The 13,579-nt window shown below is 50.0% G+C and carries 19 protein-coding genes, 1 tRNA gene and 1 pseudogene; 14 read left to right on the top strand and 7 right to left on the bottom strand.

What is annotated here, in order from left to right; translation table 11 throughout:
* Positions 1–21: 21 nt before the first annotated feature.
* Together radA and ACESSO_RS12475 are read right to left on the bottom strand one after the other, a co-directional pair.
* Positions 22–1,377 (bottom strand): DNA repair protein RadA, encoded by a 1,356-nt coding sequence (radA, locus tag ACESSO_RS12480; protein WP_373165736.1) that lies wholly within the window; start codon positions 1,375–1,377, stop codon positions 22–24.
* Positions 1,378–1,387: 10 nt separating this feature from the next.
* Positions 1,388–2,092 carry an N-acetylmuramoyl-L-alanine amidase gene (locus ACESSO_RS12475; RefSeq protein ID WP_373165734.1) on the bottom strand — a complete coding sequence of 235 codons (705 nt, stop codon included), beginning with the start codon at positions 2,090–2,092 and terminating at the stop codon, positions 1,388–1,390.
* Positions 2,093–2,228: 136 nt separating this feature from the next.
* On the opposite strand from ACESSO_RS12475, the gene ACESSO_RS12470 reads away from it, so the two are divergent.
* The 14 genes from ACESSO_RS12470 (at position 2,229) to ACESSO_RS12405 (ending at position 9,689) form a co-directional block, all read left to right on the top strand.
* Positions 2,229–2,789 (top strand): cysteine hydrolase family protein, encoded by a 561-nt coding sequence (locus ACESSO_RS12470; RefSeq protein WP_373165732.1) that lies wholly within the window; start codon positions 2,229–2,231, stop codon positions 2,787–2,789.
* 364 nt (positions 2,790–3,153) lie between these two features.
* Positions 3,154–3,229 (top strand) — tRNA-Pro (locus tag ACESSO_RS12465).
* 390 nt (positions 3,230–3,619) lie between these two features.
* Positions 3,620–3,754: a hypothetical protein gene (locus ACESSO_RS12460; protein WP_373165730.1), complete on the top strand. Its 135-nt coding sequence runs from the start codon at positions 3,620–3,622 to the stop codon at positions 3,752–3,754.
* Positions 3,755–3,850: 96 nt separating this feature from the next.
* Complete coding sequence (locus tag ACESSO_RS12455) at positions 3,851–4,171, top strand: hypothetical protein (protein WP_373165728.1); 321 nt, start codon at positions 3,851–3,853, stop codon at positions 4,169–4,171.
* Positions 4,168–4,428 carry a hypothetical protein gene (locus ACESSO_RS12450; RefSeq protein ID WP_373165727.1) on the top strand — a complete coding sequence of 87 codons (261 nt, stop codon included), beginning with the start codon at positions 4,168–4,170 and terminating at the stop codon, positions 4,426–4,428. Before ACESSO_RS12455 ends, ACESSO_RS12450 begins: the two co-directional genes overlap by 4 nt.
* Positions 4,425–4,907 (top strand): EFR1 family ferrodoxin, encoded by a 483-nt coding sequence (locus tag ACESSO_RS12445; RefSeq protein ID WP_373165726.1) that lies wholly within the window; start codon positions 4,425–4,427, stop codon positions 4,905–4,907. The genes ACESSO_RS12450 and ACESSO_RS12445 overlap by 4 nt, the downstream gene beginning before the upstream one ends.
* Before the next feature lie 108 nt (positions 4,908–5,015).
* Positions 5,016–5,657, top strand: a complete 642-nt coding sequence (locus tag ACESSO_RS12440) for a CatB-related O-acetyltransferase (RefSeq protein ID WP_373165724.1) — start codon at positions 5,016–5,018, stop codon at positions 5,655–5,657.
* A 213-nt stretch (positions 5,658–5,870) separates the two neighbouring features.
* Positions 5,871–6,779, top strand: coding sequence for a helix-turn-helix transcriptional regulator (locus ACESSO_RS12435; RefSeq protein ID WP_373165721.1), 909 nt, complete (start codon positions 5,871–5,873; stop codon positions 6,777–6,779).
* Position 6,780: 1 nt separating this feature from the next.
* Complete coding sequence (locus ACESSO_RS12430) at positions 6,781–7,104, top strand: TfoX/Sxy family protein (RefSeq protein ID WP_373165719.1); 324 nt, start codon at positions 6,781–6,783, stop codon at positions 7,102–7,104.
* Positions 7,105–7,106: 2 nt separating this feature from the next.
* Positions 7,107–7,742: a GyrI-like domain-containing protein gene (locus ACESSO_RS12425; RefSeq protein WP_373165717.1), complete on the top strand. Its 636-nt coding sequence runs from the start codon at positions 7,107–7,109 to the stop codon at positions 7,740–7,742.
* A gap of 10 nt (positions 7,743–7,752) precedes the next feature.
* Positions 7,753–8,148 carry an SRPBCC family protein gene (locus ACESSO_RS12420; RefSeq protein ID WP_373165715.1) on the top strand — a complete coding sequence of 132 codons (396 nt, stop codon included), beginning with the start codon at positions 7,753–7,755 and terminating at the stop codon, positions 8,146–8,148.
* 98 nt (positions 8,149–8,246) lie between these two features.
* Entirely contained in the window at positions 8,247–8,501 is a 255-nt protein-coding gene (locus ACESSO_RS12415) for a hypothetical protein (protein ID WP_373165714.1), read from the top strand.
* A gap of 208 nt (positions 8,502–8,709) precedes the next feature.
* Complete coding sequence (locus ACESSO_RS12410) at positions 8,710–9,069, top strand: dihydropteridine reductase (protein WP_373165713.1); 360 nt, start codon at positions 8,710–8,712, stop codon at positions 9,067–9,069.
* Positions 9,070–9,089: 20 nt separating this feature from the next.
* Complete coding sequence (locus ACESSO_RS12405) at positions 9,090–9,689, top strand: TetR/AcrR family transcriptional regulator (RefSeq protein ID WP_373165712.1); 600 nt, start codon at positions 9,090–9,092, stop codon at positions 9,687–9,689.
* Positions 9,690–10,268: 579 nt separating this feature from the next.
* Here the strand turns inward: ACESSO_RS12405 and ACESSO_RS12400 are convergent.
* The 5 genes and pseudogenes from ACESSO_RS12400 to ACESSO_RS12380 all read right to left on the bottom strand — a co-directional run bounded on the left by ACESSO_RS12400 (position 10,269) and on the right by ACESSO_RS12380 (position 13,314).
* A complete protein-coding gene (locus tag ACESSO_RS12400) occupies positions 10,269–10,394 on the bottom strand; it encodes a hypothetical protein (RefSeq protein ID WP_373165710.1) in 126 nt (41 codons plus the stop codon).
* A 28-nt stretch (positions 10,395–10,422) separates the two neighbouring features.
* Positions 10,423–10,788 (bottom strand): annotated as a pseudogene (locus tag ACESSO_RS12395) (NgoFVII family restriction endonuclease); the annotation flags it as partial.
* Positions 10,789–11,953: 1,165 nt separating this feature from the next.
* The gene (locus ACESSO_RS12390) at positions 11,954–12,337 is read right to left on the bottom strand and encodes a rhodanese-like domain-containing protein (protein ID WP_373165709.1); all 384 of its coding nucleotides are present in this window, start codon (positions 12,335–12,337) and stop codon (positions 11,954–11,956) included.
* Positions 12,334–12,615, bottom strand: coding sequence for a hypothetical protein (locus ACESSO_RS12385; RefSeq protein ID WP_373165708.1), 282 nt, complete (start codon positions 12,613–12,615; stop codon positions 12,334–12,336). The genes ACESSO_RS12390 and ACESSO_RS12385 overlap by 4 nt, the downstream gene beginning before the upstream one ends.
* A gap of 213 nt (positions 12,616–12,828) precedes the next feature.
* Complete coding sequence (locus ACESSO_RS12380) at positions 12,829–13,314, bottom strand: hypothetical protein (RefSeq protein WP_373165706.1); 486 nt, start codon at positions 13,312–13,314, stop codon at positions 12,829–12,831.
* Positions 13,315–13,579: the final 265 nt, after the last annotated feature.

The raw sequence follows: 13,579 nt of genomic DNA, 5'->3' as shown, positions 1-13,579 counted from the left end.
CATGCAAAAACTGGTTTTCCCTCACAGTACCGCACGAATCGCATCTGCGACCGTTTTTGCACGCACAACATTCATTTTTTTCATCAATTCCTCATCAATCTCCTGCATCGGCATAACGCAGGTGTGGAATCCCAGCCGATATGCTTCGTTGATGCGCTGCGCGGCGTTAGAAACTGCCCGCAATTCTCCCGTCAGACCTATCTCACCGAAGCTCATTACGCCCTCCGGAAGCGGCTTATCCCGAAAGCTGGACGCAATCGATAAGACCATCGGCAGGTCCACCGCCGGTTCGTCCAGCCGCATACCGCCCACGACGTTTACATACACATCCGAGGATGAGAGAAACAGTCCGCAGCGCTTTTCCAGAATGGCAAGCAGCAACACCATGCGGTTGTAGTCTACACCCGCCGCAGTGCGACGCGGTACGCCGAATTGCGTTTTCGCTGCCAATGCCTGCACTTCCGCCAACAGCGGACGGCTGCCTTCCATCACGCAGGCAATACAGTTTCCGGAGGCGCCTTGCGGGTGCCCGGCCAGCATAGCGGCGGAAGGGTTTTGCACCTCCAACAGACCGTGGTCGCTCATTTCAAATACACCGATTTCATTGGTGGAACCATAACGGTTTTTCGCTGCGCGCAGGCAACGGAACGGCCCTGTGGTTTCTCCCTCAAAGTACAGCACACAGTCGACCATATGCTCCAAAATTTTCGGTCCCGCCAGTGTGCCTTCCTTATTGACATGACCAACAATGAAAATGGTCACATTTTTGTTTTTGGCATACTGCATCAGGCTCATGGCGCACTCTTTGATCTGCGTCGTGCCGCCCGGCGCTGCCGTCAAATCGCGCTTGTAAACCGTTTGGATGGAATCCACAATCAGAATGTCAGGCGCCATTTGCTCGGTTTCCGCAATGATTTGCTCCATGTCGGTTTCCGAAAGAATGTACAAATCAGGCGACGAGATATGAAGCCGCGCTGCCCGCAGCTTAATCTGCCGGAGGGATTCTTCGCCGGACACATACAAAACACGTGCAGATTTGCACATCTCCTGACACATTTGCAGTAGCAGCGTAGATTTGCCGATACCCGGTTCACCACCCACCAAAACAAAGGAACCGTGTACGGCACCACCGCCCAGCACCCGATCCAACTCTCCTATACCAGAGTGAAACCGGCTTTCGTCACCGCTGTCAATATCCTTGAGCAACGTAGGACGCGACACTCCGCGCTGAAATGTATCCGTACCGCGCGCCGCGGATTCCGGCTTCACTTTAAATTCGCTCATGGTATTCCACGCTCCGCAGGAAGGGCATTTGCCGAACCATTTGGGGCTTTCATAACCACAATCACTGCAAAGATATACAGTTTTCTGTTTCATATTTCCTCCGTTAAATGCCGCTTTCGTACCGAAGATATCCGGTTACAATACTAGCGGCCAGCTTTTTATGATATTCCGGGTTCCCGAGAAGCACTTCTTCTGCAGGATTGGATAAAAAACCACATTCCACGATCACAGCTGGACAATCCAGCACTTTCATCAGATAGATACTCTGGTCAGCCGGTTTAGCCTGCCTTTTGTTAGTTGGATCACAGCCTGTAATCAACGCATCCTGTAAAAGCTCTGCCAACGCACAGCCGCCCGCATGATTGGTAGAGTAAAAAACCTGAGCCCCATGATACTGTGCATCACTGAACTTATTCAAATGAATGCTGAGAAAGACAGGATTTGCAGTCTGCTCCACAATTTGCTGACGTGCTTTAATATCAGAAACTTTGTTCTCCCGCACAGGACGGGAAGCATCGTAATCCAGTGCGTTCGTGTCCTCTCGCGTCATCACCGTTTGCACACCAAAAAAAGATGCCAGCAGCTGCACGCGCTTTGCAATACTCAAATTGATATCCTGTTCGGTTGTTCCATTGGAACCGATTGCGCCACCGTCAAATCCACCGTGCCCGGCATCAATCACCAATGTGCGCGCCATATGATTCTGCGCAATCGCCTGAACCACCTGCTCCCCTGTTGTCCATGCCAGCAAAACAGCTAACACCAGCAACACGCAGCCCAGCATATATTTTTTCCATCGTTGTCTCACTGCGCACACCTCCGTTATGACAAGGTATGCGTATTCTCTGTCCATTATAATTGACATTCCCGCAGCACGCAATAATTTCGTTGTTGCTTCCATAAAATTATGATATGATAGTGTCATCAAACTGGAGGAATGAAAAATGCATGAGGCTTCAAAACTGCTGGCTGTCATCGACTATCAAAATGATTTTGTGACCGGTTCGCTGGGATTTGAGGGTGCCGCAGCCATTGACAATGGTATTGCACATTTGGTACAGACCTATCTTGCCCAAGGCGACCATGTTCTGTTCACTTACGATACCCATGACGACTACTATCTCGAAACGCGAGAAGGTCGTGCTTTACCCATACCCCACTGCAATCCCAAAGAAACCGGCTGGCGGTTATATGGAAAGACACAGGAAATTTGCTGTGAAACCTGTGCCAATCATCAAATTCACACGGTTTGCAAAAACACCTTTGGTATGTCCCCTACCGACCTCTCTGCCTTGGGGCAGGAGTTGCCCAACCTGCGCGATATTTTGGTGGTAGGCGTTGTTACCAATATGTGCGTGATCTCCAACGCCATTCTGATGCAAGCCCAGTGGCCGGAAGCGCAAATCACGGTTGATGCTGCGCTGTGCCGCAGCTTTGATCCGGTGCTCCATGATAAAGCACTGGATGTCATGCAAGGACTTCAAATGAACATTATCAACCGATAAGTTATTTTGACCATACTGTGATACACTGAAAAATTTCATCCGTAATAACAGATCTGATAAAATATTTCATGTATCCCATATTGACATAACCACAGTTTATTTGGTATAGTTATTAAGTTAGCATGGTTGCTACAAATAAAAGTGATTCGATTTTGCTTTTATTGCGTAAACATGCTAACTTAATATTCTAATATGGCTAGGCTGATTCCGTGTCATTTTGGAGGAGGCGCAAGTCTCATCGATGAAAGGAAAACCGCAACCGACACCTCGTTTGGACATGACTAGACGCGGGAATTCTTCCAGCAAAGCATTTGGCAGAAAATAGCCTTGACCACATATTTGGCTACCGTTAATATAGCTATAACCGGGTGTAGCGCAGCTGGTAGCGCGCCTGCTTTGGGAGCAGGATGCCGCAGGTTCGAATCCTGTCACTCGGACCATCTTTCTTAGAAAAACCGCCGAATTTGGCGGTTTTTCTGCGTTATATAGAACTTTTTGATAACAATGCCATACTTTGCATCATAGGGCTTACTGTTGTTGGTCTGTCCAAGGATATGATCCGTGGAACCTTATAGCAGTCCGCCAATTTCAGCAAATGAATCACCGAAATCGTCTGAAATCCACGCTCATAGCGGGAATGCACCGTCTGACTGCTCCCTAAAATTCTGCCACATCCTCCTGCCGCAGGTCCCTATCCTCGCGCAAGTCTCTTAATCGTTGAAATAACACACTGCCCACCGCCTTTAGTACGGATTGATACTATTGACGATGCCGCAGATTTTCATTAGAATGTTGATAGTAAAACTTATAAGTACTAAAGCGGCGTTCGGATGGAGTTGTTTCAAGAAATCCTTTGTCATGTGTTTGCATTGGCAGACAGCGAATGCCTCCAGCAAATCGAGGAGATCGTCTGCGCTTTTGAGGCGCTGGGTTCCGGCGGCGGCAGTCGGCATGATTTCGGCTGACTCCATAGGGACAGCGCCCGGAAGAAAACACGCGCTAAATTAAATGTCAGAGGGTGTTTATTTTTGATTATTGCTTGTTAAAAAACACTCTACCTGATGCGCAGAAAGAGCAGACTATCTCATATCATTTGCCCCAGCGTTCTCCACCTCCAGCTGCTCTTTGGGCTGGACAATGTACTGCCGGGACTTCTGGAGCCGCTGCTCCATGTCCGCAATTTCCCCCTGAATCTGCCGGCGGCTTTTCGCTTAATTCATCCGCAGGAAGAGATGGTACCGTTCTTGAAGGGTTTCCAATTTGGGCGGGAATATGATAACCTCGTTCCCGATCTGGCTGCCCTCCAGCTCGTTCCGGCAGATTTCATCGTCCATGACTGCCATATAGAAGAAGCAAGAAAAGGAAGCGAATATAAAAGATGATTTTCTATTTTTCCGGAACAGGCAACTCGGCGTGGGCGGCCCGGCAGTTGGCACGTCTCACTGGGGATGAGGCCTGTGATATTACCACTCTGAACCAGCTGCCGGATCTGGACAGCGCCAGGCAGATCGGCTTTATCTTTCCGAGCTATGCTTGGGGAGCGCCGGAGTTCATGGCAGACTTCGCTAAAAGCTGCCCAAAAGCCAGGCATTCACCTTCGGTGTCTGCACCTGCGGTGAGGATGCCGGCCTTGCCATGAAGCAGTTTTCCAAGGTGTACCCGCTCAGCAGCAGCTACAGCCTGGTGATGCCCAACAACTACATCATTGGTTCCGACACCGATGATGAGGGCGAGATCCGCCAAAAGATCACCGCTGCCCGTGCGGAGCTGGAGCGGATGACCCAGGAGATCCAGCGGCAGGCGCCGGTGTACCGTGTCCATGAGGGTGGGCTGGCCGGGGTAAAGTCCCATTTTGCCAACTTTGGGTTTAACAAATTTGCCCGAAGCGCCAAGCCTTTCTTTACCGAGAACAGCTGCAACAGCTGCGGCCTGTGTGTGCAAAACTGCCCGGCCCACGCCATTACCCTCCAAGACGGCAAGCCCGTCTGGGCGGCACAGTGCTACCAGTGCCTGCGCTGCATCAACGAATGTCCCCAGCAGGCCATCCAATACGGAAAGTCCACGGCCGGGCGACGGCGCTACACCATCCGGGGGTATCTGCCCCAGGACGAGCAATGAAGTGAGCCGCCTATGAGCAGACCGTGGAGGCCATCGAAGCCTTTCTGGCTCAGCGGACAGAAGGATAGCCTCTCGCCACAAAAATCGGAATGTTAGGAGGAATCCGCAATGAAGGATGGAAAATATCCAAATCCAAACACCATACACCCGATTGCCGGATACAACAAAGAAATCTATGTAAAACCGACCGTTACAAACCCCAATATCATCGTCGGGGATTTTACCTATATTGCGGATTTGGAATTTGAAAGCCATGTTTCACATTTGTATGAATGGAATGACGATAAGCTCATTATCGGGAAGTTCTGTCAGATTGCCGCAGGGGTTGAATTTGTTATGAACGGCGCAAACCACCAAATGAACGCTGTTTCCACATTCCCGTTCTACACATTGGAAGGTTGGGACATGGCGCCGCCTGCACCGTCCGACCTGCCGCTGAAAGGCGATACGATTATCGGAAATGATGTGTGGATTGGACAAAATGCCGTGATTCTTCCTGGCGTACACATCGGCAACGGTGCAATCATCGGAGCAAACAGCGTGGTAGGCAGTCCTGTTGAAGACTATACGATTGTTGTGGGAAATCCCGCAAAAGTCCTCCGCAAGCGCTTTGATGATGAAATGATTGAACTACTGCTTCAATTTAAGTGGTGGGAAAAAAACATTGATGAAATCAATCATTTGATTCCCATCCTTACCTGCAGTGATTTGGAAAAAGTAAGGACTGAATTAAAAAAGCGGTTAAACTGACAGGCTCCAGTTTGTTAAGCCAAAACCACATACTGCCACAAGGAGAAAGCGGAGTGCCCACGAGCGCTCCGCTTTTTATACGCCCCGCACTCGTAGATAGGATGATCGTAGTGGTTAAGCATGCCTTTGTCCGCAATTCTTCGAGAAACATGACAGACTGTTGTCGTGTTTCTATGGTATAATACACAAAAAGATGGAAAGGCGGTGCAGCTCATGAAGATGGAACGGCTTATCGGCATTCTGTCCATCCTGCTCCAACGGGAAAGGGTCACCGCCCCGGAGCTGGCGGATCAGTTCGAGGTGTCCCGCCGGACCATCCAGCGGGACATTGACTCCCTGTGTCGGGCGGGTATCCCCATTTCCACCGTTCAAGGCGCAGGCGGCGGCATCTCCATCATGGAGGGTTACCGTGTGGACCGCACGGTGCTCACCGCTCCCGAGATGCAGGCCATCTTAGCCGGGTTACGCAGTCTGGACAGCGTCAGCGGCACCCGGCGCTATGCCCAGTTGATGGAGAAGCTTTCCGCCGGGACAGGCGGGCTGGTGCCCGGCGGCGCCCACATGCTCATTGACCTGGCTTCCTGGTACAAGACCAGTCTGCCGCCGAAAATCGAGCGAATTCAAGGAGCCATCGAGCAGCACCACACCATCCGTTTCACTTACTTCTCTCCCAAAGAAGAATCTGTGCGTACGGTGGAGCCCTATTACCTGGTGTTCCATTGGTCCACCTGGTATGTGTGGGGCTGGTGCCAAATGCGGGAGGATTTCCGTCTCTTTAAGCTCAACCGCATGACGGAACTCACCACCGGAGAACCCTTCACTCCTCATTTCTCTCCCCTGCCCAATCTGGATCCGGAGCGGGTCTTTCCGGTAAAATATCAGGTCACCGTCCTCCTTGATCCATCCTGCCGCTGGCGGCTGGTAGAGGAATACGGGGCAGACTGTTTCACCGTGGAGCCGGATGGTCGGTTGCGCTTTACCGGTGGCTTTCCCGATGCGGACAGCGTGCTCAGCTGGGTTTTGACCTTTGGAGAAAAGGCGGAGCTATTGGAACCGGAAGAGTTGCGGGAACAGCTTGGGGATTTGACGAAAACTCTGGCCGACCGTTACAGGAGGAACTGATATGGCGTCTCATCCGGATTTTGTAAACTTTATAGCCGAGCAGCTGCGAGAGGCCGGAGCCATCCACAGCCGGAAGATGTTCGGCGAATACGGACTTTACTGCGACAATGTGTTCTTCGCCGTCATCTGCGACGACCAGTTTTTTGTGAAGATCACCCCACAGGGCGAAGCGGCGTTTCCCGACCTGCCCAAGGCTCCGCCCCATGAGGGGGCCAAGGACTCCTTTCTGGTAGAGGATGTGGAGGACCGGGAGCGGATGACGGAGCTGACCCGCATTACCTGCGAGGCGTTGCGGAAAAACCTGCAAAAGAAGCGGAGGAACTGACCATGGCCTTTGATTACAAGAAAGCATACAAGGAATTCTATCTGCCGCCCAGAACGCCAGGCATTGTGACTGTACCCGCCATGAACTTCCTGGTAGTGCGGGGCCAAGGCGATCCCAATGAGGAAAACGGCGCTTACAAGCATGCCCTTGAGATGCTCTACGCCGTGGCCTTTACCATCAAAATGAGCAAGATGGGACAACACCGGCTGGAGGGTTACTTTGACTACGTGGTTCCGCCCCTGGAAGGCCTGTGGTGGCAGGAGGGCACCCACAGGGTGGACTACGCCCATAAGGAGGATTTTCAGTGGATCTCCCTCATCCGCCTGCCGGAGTTTGTGACAAGAGAGGTTTTTGGCTGGGCCATCCGGGAGGCGACAGAAAAGAAACAGCAGGACTTCTCCCCGGTGGAGTTCTTTCCCTGGGAGGAGGGGCTATGCGTCCAGTGTATGCACCTGGGTCCCTACGACAACGAGCCTGCTACCGTGGCCGCCATGGAGGAATACGTCAAGGCGCAGGGTTATGATGAAGATTTTGGAGCGGGCCGGTTCCATCACGAGATCTATTTGAGCGATGTACGGCGGTGCAAACCGGAGCGGCTGAAAACCGTCATCCGGCATCCGATAAAACAACAGAAATAGGAGTGAAACCATGGCTGTTTCCAAAGTAACCGTCCATTTTCCCTGCCCGGTGGAGCAGGTGTGGTATGTGGTGACCGACCTTACACATATTGCCTGGCGCAGTGACCTGGCCCAGGTGGAAGTTCTAGACGAGGCCCACTTTGTGGAGCACACCCAAAGCGGCTATGCCACGGAGTTTACGGTCACGGCCTGTGAATCGCTCCGTTACTGGGCCTTTACCATGGAGAACGGCAACATGTCCGGCTCCTGGGAGGGAGTTTTCAAGGCGATGGAGAACGGTACGCAGTTGACCTGCACCGAGACCGTCATCGCCAAGCACTGGTGGATGCACCCCTTTGTCCCCGGCTATCTGAAACGGCAGCAGAAGCGGTATCTGGACGATCTGCGAAAGGAATTGCTGAAATGAGCGTTATGTACCTCAATGCCGGACAAAAATGAGCACGGAAAAACAGGCAAGAGCCGCGGATTTCCGGTATGCTGGAGGACAGAAGGACGGTGCAACTAATGAATTGGGTAACAAGCATTCATCAGGCGATCCAGTATATTGAGGAACAACTATGGGAAGAACTGACCATCCGAGAGGTTGCACAGCAGGCAGCACTGTCCCCTTTTTACTTTCATCAGAAGGGCTTTGCCCGATTCCATGCACAGGTTCCCCAGTGCTGGGCGGAGCATTTCGGCACAGGCGACGGCAAGTTTGAGAACGACGCCCAGAATCAAGACTACTACTGCGAGGTCTGGACCCCGGTAGAAAAGTAATAAAACTAACAGATTTCCAAAGAAAATTCAAGACTATGATAAGAACCGCAATTCTGATACAATAGATATCAGGATTGCGGTTCTTTCCTAATAACGCAGTTCTTGAAATCGGCACGAATCCCAAACCGTGTCGTTCTCTTTTGCTCCAAAATCCTCTATGATTATATCAGCAGCTGCAGAGAATCGCTCATTAGAGGAGAATATCACGATGAATACAGATAAAATTTTTGCGGAAGCCATAGCCAACGAATACGCCCCCAAGGACACCTCCAAGGTTGTCGCTCTGAGAAAGCTGGATTGGAAAGCAAAGCGTACGGCGAACATCTTCGCCTATAGCTTCGGCATCGGGATGACTCTGGTGCTCGGTGTAGGGATGTGCCTTTCCATGCAGGTGATTGGAGGAGGCGGCATTCTGATAACAGGCGCCGGAATCCTTCTGGGGGTTCTGGGCATCGTCGGTGTGGGACTGGACTACCCTATCTACAAAAAGCTCCTGCGCTCCGGCAAGGAAAAGTATGCCTTTGAGATTATGCAATTGGCCCGGGAGATCAGCGAATCAGCGGAATAAAAATAACAGGAGGGCGGCAGATGAATAAGTCCGAAAGCAAATACTTCAATACCGCCCTACGAATGAACGAAGCGCTCATCGCACTGCTGGAGACAAAGGACTTGGAATATATCACGGTGAAGGAGATCTGTCACCAGGCCGGCGTGAACCGCTCTACCTTCTACCTGCACTATGAGACCATTGCCGATCTGGTGAACGAGACATTGGAAATGATTCACCGTCGCTTTCTCTCCTATTTTCCCCAGCAGGAAGAAGATGTTCTGGGCAACATGAGCAGCCGAGAGCGCGAAGAACTGGTTCTAGTCACCCGAGAATACCTTCTCCCCTATCTCCGCTTTATTAAGGACAACAAAAAGGTCTACCGAGCGGCATTCCGGAATCCGAGCAGTATGCAGGCTTATGCCCAGTACAGAGAGCTGAAGCAGCATATTCTCGGCCCCATTTTGGAGCGGTTTGAAATTCCGGCCGCCCACCGCCCCTATTACATTGCCTATTATGTGGAGGGCATCGCTGCTATCATCAAGGAGTGGCTGCAGCAGGGCTGCACAGATGAGGTGGAGATGATTGCCGATATCATCGAATCCTGTGTACGTCCGAGGGGCGGCAGCCATGGAAAATAACGGATAAAAGCACATCCAGCAGATGGCATCTTCCCTTCTGCCGGTGTGCTTTTTCATATTCCATGATTTGGACTTATCCTTTTATCGGCAGCCTCAGCGCACACCGATAGAGAGAGCTACCGTGAAATTCCGCTTTACCATCATGGTTCCACTCTCTACCCATCGGATGAGTAAAGTGATACACTAAAACCGTACATCCAAGCGATATAATACAGATAAACAGAAAGCGTGTCAAAGACGAGTCAGAAATACAATAACTTGTCCTGATCCCAAATCAGGGCTGCAACTACTTCGGTCACTTATCCCACCACCAATTTATTCGTTTTATTTAAGAACTTCGCTAGAATAGGCCGGTACGGCTGCTATGTGATATTCATATGCCTGCTCCCATCATGCTTCACATAGCTTGTCATCCCCCAAAAGATATAGACCGCTGCGCCTCCTATAATACGATCCGTCTTAAACTACCGGCTAAACAGCAGCACCTTGCTCCCGCGTTCTCGATGGTGGATATATTTCTGCCCGGTGGGCGAGTTCGCTGCCATGGTACCTTGACTCTGCCAATGAAACAAAGTCTCGTTAATGGAGTAATGCCACCAGCAGTCGGTCGCAGGTATAGGTACAGTGAAGGTCCAGCGGGCAATCAAAACCCAAGTCCTCTGGCTCGTCAATGAAGTCTATCTGCTCATATCGATAGCGGAACATCACCCAGCAACACGTGACTATCCGAGAGGGCGTACAGCTTGTCCAGAATCTCCTGCTGATAGGAATAGGGCGCGATATCCATGGTACAGACTTTAGCGTTGTTGGTGCCAAAATATTTCTCGGCCTTCAGCGCTCGGGCCAGCCGCTCTTTCTGATTTTCGGAATAGTACTCAAATTCAGCGGAGTTCCAGCAGCTCTCGAATATGTCAGCGATCTTGTCAATGGTCTCCAGCAGATCTCTGCGGGTAACTTTCACATTCCATTCCAAGCCTCTGGAGATAGCAACATTGGACTGGTTAGAAGCTCCCACATAGGCACTGGTAAAGCCGAAGCTACGATAAAAAACATAGTTCTTGGCGTGAAGCTGGGTACGCTTTGTGTCGTAGCTGACCTTGTGGAGATGTTCCCACCGTTATCTGCCACATTCTACAGACCCTTTTGCAACACATCCGCCAGATACTACGCCAGCACCTTGGACGCCTCTGCTTTATCAATGGGCAATTTGCGGGCATCGGAAATTTCCGAAAGCTCGCAGTATTGATGACTTATTCGTAAAGGCCGGGAGGCAGCATATAAGTTCACTCTTCCTATGTTCTTCTTTCGGATGTATATTATATTTAGCGTATAACTGGAATTCCAAAATCCGACAAGGACTTATTGACAAATATCAACCAAGCTATCCAGCTTTAATATATCTTTTTCTCTTCGTTGGAAAATTAGTTTAGCATTGTTGGCTCGGGATCTCCGGGTATTCTCTGGCAGGGCTGTTTGCCCTGTATGCGATCTACCAGACAGGTTTGTTTTCCCGTGTGGGCAGCATATCCAGCTCTCTTTGGTTTCCCGGAATGAAGTAGTATATCTTCTCCCATGAGGCAAAGCGCTTGCCGGACTGCATGTATTTCTTCCTGGGTGACAAGGAAAGCAAAACTCGAAACCCGGTTCAACGAAGTGTCCGACAGAACACGGAGGAGATTCACGCTTTCTACCAAAGTAAGGGAATCGATACGGTGTTTCAGTTAAACTCAGGCAATCACTACAACCACGCTGTGGAACGCACAGCTGCAGGCCTTTGTTGGCTCCTGCGCAGGTAAGATAAATTCCCCTCTCGACAGGCCATATTCTTTGTCTATGGCGGATAAAAACTGATACGCCTGACTCAAAAAATACCTTGCTTCTCAACCCCAGTAGAGGTGCAATACTCCAAACCCAACATAGAAAAGAGCCCTTCTGAACAGAAGGCGGCAACCGGTGCCGCATCTGAGCAAGAAGGGCTCTTTGTCCACATGTTTGACCGCAGACGGCGTCGAATCACACGGAAACCGCGGAATTAAGAGTGTCAAAGAGTGGGTAGAATGGAGCGAAAGGGGTTAAAACGATTAGAAACGATTACTAAAAATTGGGTTCAACCGTTTAAAAACAGGATACCGTAGATTCAGATGCCGTCGCTCAAATCAAAGGAGAATTCTATTGAAGGAGCACCTTTTTGTTTTGTTTGCTTTATGATATTCGTACTCAAATAACAAAATAGCTAATCTGCTTTGGTATGTTGAATCAACTTTTTACAACTCTATCTCACAGGGCCATGTGTTGATCCCGCCAAATTCATAAATGTTGGTATAGCCCAACTCAGCCAGTGTTGAAGAAGCTGTCTTACTGCGGTTTCCGCTGCGACAGTACACCAGAACAATGGACTCCTCCTCTGGAATGACTGCGGCGGCAGTGTCCTTGTCGATGGTTCCAACCGGTAGCAGGACAGCACCAGGAATGTGGCCGCTGTCGTATTCGTCCTGCTCCCGCACATCTAAGATGACGACCTCTTGGTTGTCCATCATCTCCTTGGCTTCCTCCTGCGTGATCTGCTGGTACGAGCCGTCCGATTCGTTTCCACCGCAGCCGGCGAGCAGCAGCAAAAGGGCGGTCAGTACGGGAAAAAGTCGTTTCATTTAAGTACCTCCAAAAGTCCGGCAGCAAAGGCTCTATACCCCTGCTCCGTGAAATGTACACCGTCATAGGCTAAGGAAATGCCCCATTGTCCGGCATCAGCAAAGCGAATCCCCAGTTCGGCGGCAAGTGACTGACAGTATTGCGCAAAGATGTGAGAAGCGTCAATGTAATGCTGACTAGGCACCCATTCTCCCATGATACGGGCGGCGGCTGCCTTCATCATAGCGACTGCCACACCAAGAGCGAGGATCATAGCCGTAGGTATTAGAATCTCCAAAGCAAATGATCTTCACTTCAAGCGACCTCCTCTCTCCCCCTCAACTCTGGCGCGGCATAATAGTTTCTTCTTCCCTATAATTGTTTCTGTACTATGCGTAAAGCATTTACATGCCAAATTGACGGGTGGATTTGTTTTTTGCCATGTTGTGTTATGAATGATTTTAACCCCCTCTTGTTCAAGCGCCATACCAACGCTTGTGTACTTTGTACTTCAGAACCCCCTTGCTCTGCACAATGCATCTATATCACGCCACCCCATACCACGCATAAAGTTTGCCGAGTCCTGCACTGACCGCTTTTCAATAAGTAATGCATGAATCCCAAGTCGCTTTATTCTTTTTCCGAGCCGTGTATTTTGTTTCTGCTCTTCTGCAATCATTGCCAGATATAAAACAGAAAATATTATATCCACTTTCAAGGCATCGATGCCATATCTTTCAGCAAGTTGGGAAATGAATTTAAGAACCTGCTCACTCACCTGCTTGTTTATCATTTCATAAACCCGCACATAGTCTTGGTATACTCGATTTGTACCATACTTTTCCGAGAGTGCTTTTAAATCAGCAAAATAATCCACATCTCTTGGAGGGCGGCGACTTCCGTCGGGATGGGTCAGATATACACACCACTTATCAAATTTTCCGCTGTCATATTCCAAATATGAACCATCTCGAAATATTTTAATTTTCTGACCCATTCACAAAACCTCCCCGCACAAGAATGAACCGACATCAAATCATTCATACAGGAAACGTAATCTGTATGCTTGCGCAATGACCTTTTTACTCACCAATACTGTTGACTAAAGTCGTTGTTTCTCCCGTTTATTCAGACTTCCCTCGTCCACTGGACAGAAATCGTACTGGTCGATTTCCTCCACAGTCATCCATCGGATGTCATCATGCTCCAACTTTTGAGAGGAGCTTTCCCGGATAGAAGCGTCGCTCTTTCTTTAATTATTA

This window comes from Agathobaculum sp. Marseille-P7918 (assembly GCF_964248325.1).
Lineage (GTDB): Bacteria > Bacillota > Clostridia > Oscillospirales > Butyricicoccaceae > Agathobaculum.
The sequence above is the reverse complement of the archived record's forward strand: the minus strand, read 5'-3'. Positions and strand labels throughout refer to the sequence as shown.

Coding starts and splice junctions, on each gene's coding strand:
- radA (WP_373165736.1), bottom strand. CDS start 1,377: ATGAAACAGAAAACTGTATATCTTTGCAGTGATTGTGGTTATGAAAGC.
- ACESSO_RS12470 (WP_373165732.1), top strand. CDS start 2,229: ATGCATGAGGCTTCAAAACTGCTGGCTGTCATCGACTATCAAAATGAT.
- ACESSO_RS12460 (WP_373165730.1), top strand. CDS start 3,620: ATGGAGTTGTTTCAAGAAATCCTTTGTCATGTGTTTGCATTGGCAGAC.
- ACESSO_RS12455 (WP_373165728.1), top strand. CDS start 3,851: ATGCGCAGAAAGAGCAGACTATCTCATATCATTTGCCCCAGCGTTCTC.
- ACESSO_RS12450 (WP_373165727.1), top strand. CDS start 4,168: ATGATTTTCTATTTTTCCGGAACAGGCAACTCGGCGTGGGCGGCCCGG.
- ACESSO_RS12445 (WP_373165726.1), top strand. CDS start 4,425: ATGAAGCAGTTTTCCAAGGTGTACCCGCTCAGCAGCAGCTACAGCCTG.
- ACESSO_RS12440 (WP_373165724.1), top strand. CDS start 5,016: ATGAAGGATGGAAAATATCCAAATCCAAACACCATACACCCGATTGCC.
- ACESSO_RS12435 (WP_373165721.1), top strand. CDS start 5,871: ATGAAGATGGAACGGCTTATCGGCATTCTGTCCATCCTGCTCCAACGG.
- ACESSO_RS12430 (WP_373165719.1), top strand. CDS start 6,781: ATGGCGTCTCATCCGGATTTTGTAAACTTTATAGCCGAGCAGCTGCGA.
- ACESSO_RS12425 (WP_373165717.1), top strand. CDS start 7,107: ATGGCCTTTGATTACAAGAAAGCATACAAGGAATTCTATCTGCCGCCC.
- ACESSO_RS12420 (WP_373165715.1), top strand. CDS start 7,753: ATGGCTGTTTCCAAAGTAACCGTCCATTTTCCCTGCCCGGTGGAGCAG.
- ACESSO_RS12415 (WP_373165714.1), top strand. CDS start 8,247: ATGAATTGGGTAACAAGCATTCATCAGGCGATCCAGTATATTGAGGAA.
- ACESSO_RS12410 (WP_373165713.1), top strand. CDS start 8,710: ATGAATACAGATAAAATTTTTGCGGAAGCCATAGCCAACGAATACGCC.
- ACESSO_RS12405 (WP_373165712.1), top strand. CDS start 9,090: ATGAATAAGTCCGAAAGCAAATACTTCAATACCGCCCTACGAATGAAC.
- ACESSO_RS12400 (WP_373165710.1), bottom strand. CDS start 10,394: ATGTTCCGCTATCGATATGAGCAGATAGACTTCATTGACGAGCCAGAG.
- ACESSO_RS12390 (WP_373165709.1), bottom strand. CDS start 12,337: ATGAAACGACTTTTTCCCGTACTGACCGCCCTTTTGCTGCTGCTCGCC.
- ACESSO_RS12380 (WP_373165706.1), bottom strand. CDS start 13,314: ATGGGTCAGAAAATTAAAATATTTCGAGATGGTTCATATTTGGAATAT.